This window comes from Deltaproteobacteria bacterium, from assembly GCA_019309045.1.
In the GTDB taxonomy this organism is placed as follows: Bacteria; Desulfobacterota; Syntrophobacteria; order BM002; family BM002; genus JAFDGZ01.
On record JAFDGZ010000125.1, the window covers coordinates 1 to 6,123 of the forward strand.

The window sequence follows — 6,123 nt, forward strand, 5'->3', positions numbered from 1 at the left end:
AAGGCCCTGTTTCTTGAAGCCCCGCCAAGCCGCTGCACAGGTGGCCATAATCTTCACGAACCAGTCTCATGCCACTGTCACCATGACATTGACCCTGTGGAGATTAATACTCGGAGGTGAGAGGCCAAGCTGCAAATAATTCCTTGCTTGCCGGTTTTCCAAAATAGTCTTCGCATCGATCAGAAAGAAGATGTAACCTTTATAGCTAGCAGCTTTTCAACTATCCGTGCTGCTCAACCACACGTACTGATATGGACCCAATGTGAGAGTGCCGGTTTTCATATTTTCCCTGGTAAGCAGATCCAGCATCTTGTCCGGCACATCAAAGTCAGCTAGAGAAAGTTGCACACTTGCGGCAGAAACGTTGGTCAAAGCATAGATCGTTTGCTTCTTTGAGGATCTTCTTATGGCAAACAGTCTCTCATCAAGATCCAGAATTTCAAATGATGCATTGGGATGAAAAGCCTCCTGCCCTTTCCTGGTTTTGATCATGTGTATGTAAGGGAAAAAAACCTTTGCCCGGAAAGAGCCTGGATCATTCAGCTCGGAAAGCACCGTGGCAACATCGAGTTTTTCTCTGTTGATTGTTCTGGCCCTGCCCGTCTGCTTCACCCCTGCCAACCAGTTTCGCGAACCCAGAAGACTGTGTATATAAGTGGCCGGCATTCCAGGGAGCACATACTGAATGGCCTGGGAAGCCAGAAATTTCTCAGCTGCAGTGGATTGAGCGTCAGCCAGAATTGCATCAACATAGGTGATGTTCAGCTCATATGGACTGTCCGAGCCATCCGGGTTTCTCTTGTATGACACCTGGCCGCCGTTGGCCTTTACTACCTCAATCAGCTCATCGATCTCCTCCGGAGGCAGTATTCCCTCGAGGGGACGTACACCAATGCCATCGTGCGATGCAGTGAAATTGAAAAAGGTATTGCTGTCAGACTGGAGATGAAGGCCTCTGGCCCATTCAGTCAGCGAGGTGGCATCACCCTTCACGAAGGAGTAGAAGAGCAGTGGCGGCAAGGTAAAATTGTAGACCATCTGGGCTTCATCGTGACCATTGCCGAAATAGCTGATGTTCTCCTCGTGTGGCACATTGGTTTCTGTGAGAATGATAACCTCGGGTGCAACCAGGTCGAGTATGGCCCGAAACAGCTTGACCATGTCGTGTGTCTGTTTCAGGTGAATACAGCTGGTGCCGATTTCCTTCCAGAGGTAGGCGATTGCATCCAGTCTGAGTATGGTGGCACCCTGCTGGACATAAAAAAGAAGCACTTCTATCATTTTCTCGAGCACGTTGAGGCTTCTGAAATTAAAATCAATCTGATCTGCGCTGAAGGTTGTCCACAAATAGACGGTGCTGCCGTCGTGTTTCTTGTATTTACTCAAGAGGGGCAGTGATCTGGGCCGTACTACCTGGGACAAATCTGTTTCCGGGTCTACTTCGATAGCAAAATCTTCGTAGCCCTCTTTGCCGGCCAGGTAATTTTGAAACCATTCACTCTTCGAGGAGAAATGGTTGACCACGTAATCGAACATCAGTTGAAAATCGCCACCAATGGCAGCCACATCCTCCCAGGAGCCCAGCTCAGGATTGATGGCGAAGAAATCCATCACTGAAAAACCATCATCTGAGGAATAGGGGAAAAAGGGCAGGAAGTGAATGGTGGAGATGGCCTCCTTCAGGTGGCTGCTGGCAAAATTGTGAAGAGTAACCAGGGGCCGCTCCCCTTCCCTTTTCAAGGTATCGCCATAGGTAATCAAAACCACATCCCTTTCAGAAAAATAACCCTTTTTCTTGCTTTCCCGGACCGGAAATTTTTCGATCAACGGCACAATTCTCTCAAAGGCCAGCTCCCCTTTCTTGCTGCCGTAGATCCTTATGAGAATAGCCCTAACTGTTTCCAAGTCAGCCATTGTCCATCTCCATTCTCGCAGATTGTTATCATGATCTTCTTCTGTATCTGCCTCGCTCTCTCTGCAGGGCAAGCACCACTTTCTGCCTGCTCCGGGTAAAGCAGATCAACTGCTCAACCTGCCACGAACTGCACTTGCCAGCAGAGCAACCAGACTTGCTCATCCTGCCAGGCAACAGCAGGTTGCCGCATGCCAGAACACCACCTCCTTCTGGCGCAGCATTGTAGCCGAATCGCAGCTACTTGAACAGAGATGGTTCTGAAGGTGGCAGGCCATTTCTCTGGCGGCCTCTCATTACAATTCTCCCCGGCACTATTTCAGTGGGAAAAGCAGAGGCACCACAAGTAAAGTGACAACCAGGGCCAGAACCTGCAGAGGCACACCTATCTTTATGAAATCATCAAATTTATATCCTCCTGGACCGAGCACCAGGGTATTCACCGGAGAGGCCATAGGGGTTGCAAAGGCTGTTGAGGCGGCCAGGGCCACTGTCATCAGAAAAGGATATGGAGAAACCCCTGCCTCCATTGCAGTTCCGAAAGCTATGGGGGCAACCAGTACAGTGGTAGCAGTATTGGAAATAAACTGACTGAATACTGAAGTAACAATGAACAAACCCGCCATCAGGGCCAGGGGGCCAGAGTCACCCAGCATGCTGGTAAGGCTGGTGACAATGAGCTCTACGCCCCCTGTCTGCTCCAAAACTGTGGCCATGGGCAGCATGCCGGCGATCAGTACCAGGCTCTCCCAGTTCACCGCCCTGTAGGCGTCCTTCATGTTGACACAGCCGAGCAGCACCATGGCCAGCGCTGCCAGCAAAACCGCAGTTACTGCAGCCACAATTTTGAAAGTCATCAACAGCATCATAACCAGAGTTACTGCCAGGGCCCACGGAGCTTTGCTGCGATTAGGGGCAACCTCAGCCATCTCTGCAGGGAGATTCAAGACAAGAAAGTCCTTCTGCTTCCCCTGCAAGAGATCAATATGACTCCAGCCACCGCCAATCAGAAGCGAATCCCCGAAAGCAAGGGGAGTTTCAAGCAAGTCTTCCTTTAACGGCTTGCCCTGGCGCAATGCCGCAAGAACGGACAAGCCGAATCGCTCGCGAAAGCGGGCTTCACTTATTGTCTTGCCGATCAGTTCGGATCTTGGCGCCACCAGCACTTCCACCAACCCGAGCTCTCGAGCCGCAACCTTGCTGTGCCTCTGGTCTATCTCCAGCTTCTCCAATTCCTCTGCTTTCAGCAGCCTCTCTATATTTTCATCTGCTCCAACGGCGTAGAGAATGTCTCCTGCTCGGAACTCAGTGTTGATATGGACGGGCTTTACCGACCTGGGACGAGTCTGCTGCCGTTCCACCCCGAGCACTGTGACGCCGTATCTGGTTCGCAGCTTGGCCTGGCCCACAGTCCTGCCTTCAAGGGGAGAACCGGCCCACACGCGCAAGCGGTGCAACTGACGTGCAATGCTGTAAATTTCGGCGAGGTCCTTCAAAGAGAGACGATCTCTCGCCTCTCCCGCCGCCCCTTCCTCCCGGGGAAGCAGACGCCGCCCGTATAGCATCATGTAGCCAATGCCAACAAGCAAAACGAGCAGACCAATGGGAGTAAAGTCGAAAAAACTGAATGAATCTAGACCCTCCCTGGTCAACTGGGTGCTGACCACCAGGTTGGGAGGGGTGCCGATCAGGGTCAACATGCCGCCAATAAGCGAGGCAAAAGCCATGGGCATCATCAGCCGGGACGGGCTCGAGCCTGCCTTGGCTGCCAGATTGAGGGCAACCGGTATAAATATGGCTACAGCCCCTGTAGAGCTCATAAAGGCGGATAGGCCAGCCACCACCAGCATCAACAGAATTAACAGGCGGCTTTCACTGGATCCGGCCACATGCATCAGCCATTCCCCAATGGCGTATGCCACACCTGTCTGAAAAAGACCCTCCCCCACCACAAATAAACCAGCAATCAACAATACCACCGGATCACCGAAACCAGCCAGGGCAGCAGTGGGCGACAGCAAGCCACTGAGTATCAGAGCCAGTATCACCATAATGGCCACCACATCCAGGCGTAACAGGCCGCTGGCAAAGAGAATTATGGTAATCAACAGCAGACAAAAAACAAAGAGAATTTCCCCGGTCATTCAGTTTCCCCAGGTGCTTTAAAAGTGGTGAGGTGCCGACTTGTTGGAGAGGATCAGATCAAGAGGCAATTTAATTGCTACGTTACTCCAATAATGCAGCTCGTCAATCAACAGCAAGCGCCATGTTGGCTGCTCTCCGCTGCTCATGTGGAAAGGGCGGCGTCAATTATTGCCTGTGCTTCCGCCTGAATTCTCTGCAGATGCTCCTTCCCTTTAAAGCTCTCAGCATAGAGTTTGTAAACGTCTTCAGTGCCTGATGGTCGGGCGGCAAACCAGCCATTCTCAGCTACCACTTTGAGGCCGCCGATTGGAGCGTCGTTTCCAGGAGCTCTGGTGAGCTTGGCAATGATAGGCTCTCCAGCAAGTTGCTGCGCGGTAACCATATCAGGAGACAATTTCTTCAGAACTTCCTTTTGTTGGACCGTTGCTGGCGCATCAATACGTTCATACACAGGGCTGCCCAGCTCATCTGCGAGATCTTTGTAGTGCTCCCCCGGATCTCTGCCTGTTGCCGCCGTGATCTCGCAGGCAAGCAGATCCATGATGATTCCATCCTTGTCAGTGGTCCAGACCTTGCCGTCTTTTCTCAAGAAAGAGGCCCCGGCGCTTTCTTCACCGGCAAAGCCGTAACTGCCGTGCAGCAGACCATCCACAAACCATTTGAAGCCCACTGGCACTTCGGAGAGCCTTCGTCCCAGTTGGAGGCACACTCGATCTATTATAGAACTGGATACCACAGTCTTGCCCACTGCTGCATCTGTTTGCCATTCAGGCCGATTTTGAAACAGGTATCTCACTGCCACCGCAAGATAGTGATTGGGGTTCATCAGACCCGCACTTCTGGTCACAATCCCGTGGCGGTCGCAGTCTGCGTCATTGCCGAAAGCGATGTCGAAGTTGTCTTTCAGTTGAATCAAACCGGCCATGGCGTACTGGGACGAGCAGTCCATGCGAATCTTGCCATCCTTGTCCACTGTCATGAAGGCAAAGGTCGGATCAACGCTACTGTTCACCACCTCGATGGCAAGATTGTACCTTTCGGCAATGGGCTCCCAGTAATTAACAGCGGAACCGCCCAGAGGATCCACACCTATCTTGATCCCCTCGGCGGCAATGATCTCAATATCGATGATATTTGCCAGATCGGCGACATACGGCCCGATGAAATCACACTCGCTGGTGGTATCTGCCTTCAGCGCTCTCTCAAAAGGCAGCCGTTTGACTTCCCTCAGTTTGCCAGCCAGTATCTCGTTGGCTCTCTTCTCAATAGCTGTCGTGGTTCTAGTATCTGCAGGACCGCCCTCTGGGGGGTTGTACTTGAACCCCCCGTCCGCAGGAGGGTTGTGGGAAGGTGTAATAACGACACCATCGGCGAGTCCACTTTTCTTGCTGCGGTTGTAGGTCAGGATGGCATGAGAAATAACCGGAGTGGGTGTGTAGCCAAAGTTCTCCTGGATCATTGCCCTCACCCCGTTCGCCGCAAAGACCTCGAGTCCACTGGCCAATGCAGGCTCAGAAAGAGCATGGGTGTCCATTCCAATGAAAAGAGGTCCAGTGATGCCCTGCGCTCTTCTGAGTTCACAGATGGCCTGGCTGATTGCCAGTACGTGGTCTTCGTTGAAGCTGTTTCGCAGAGCAGAGCCTCTGTGGCCTGAAGTGCCAAAGGAAGCTCTCTGTTCGGGTTCCGAAACATCAGGCTTGTGAGTGTAGTAGGCGGAAACAAGCCTGGGAATATTTTCAAGCATAGATCGGGGCGCCGGTTTTCCGGCAAGCTCGTGTACCACTTTCTTTCATCCTCCAAGATTCCAATGACCTGGCTGGCCCCAGGTTGACAAAGCAGCTGGCCATGCGGCAAAGATTGGGACACTCGAGCTGATTGAGCCCGATGGAAATGTGTCCACTTGCTCTTGCAGGGCTCTCCCTGTTCCTTCTACGACGGTCCGGCTCGACTGATGTCTTCGGAGACGTCTTCTGCAAACTGTTTGAAATTTTCCGCAAACATGGAGGCCAGCTTTTTCGCCTGCTCGTCGTAGGCCGCCTTATCCTGCCAGGTGTTGCGCGGCTGCA

General features: G+C 52.3%; 4 protein-coding genes. All 4 read right to left on the bottom strand.

The window, feature by feature from the left end; translation table 11 throughout:
• Positions 1–216 precede the first annotated feature (216 nt).
• The gene (locus JRI89_16150) at positions 217–1,914 is read right to left on the bottom strand and encodes a sugar phosphorylase (GenBank protein ID MBW2072769.1); all 1,698 of its coding nucleotides are present in this window, start codon (positions 1,912–1,914) and stop codon (positions 217–219) included.
• A 312-nt stretch (positions 1,915–2,226) separates the two neighbouring features.
• Positions 2,227–4,056 (bottom strand): SLC13 family permease, encoded by a 1,830-nt coding sequence (locus tag JRI89_16155; GenBank protein MBW2072770.1) that lies wholly within the window; start codon positions 4,054–4,056, stop codon positions 2,227–2,229.
• A gap of 143 nt (positions 4,057–4,199) precedes the next feature.
• Entirely contained in the window at positions 4,200–5,840 is a 1,641-nt protein-coding gene (locus tag JRI89_16160) for an alpha-D-glucose phosphate-specific phosphoglucomutase (GenBank protein ID MBW2072771.1), read from the bottom strand.
• Between the two features lie 146 nt (positions 5,841–5,986).
• A partial coding sequence (locus tag JRI89_16165) for a hypothetical protein (GenBank protein ID MBW2072772.1) occupies positions 5,987–6,123 on the bottom strand: 137 nt, incomplete at its 5' end.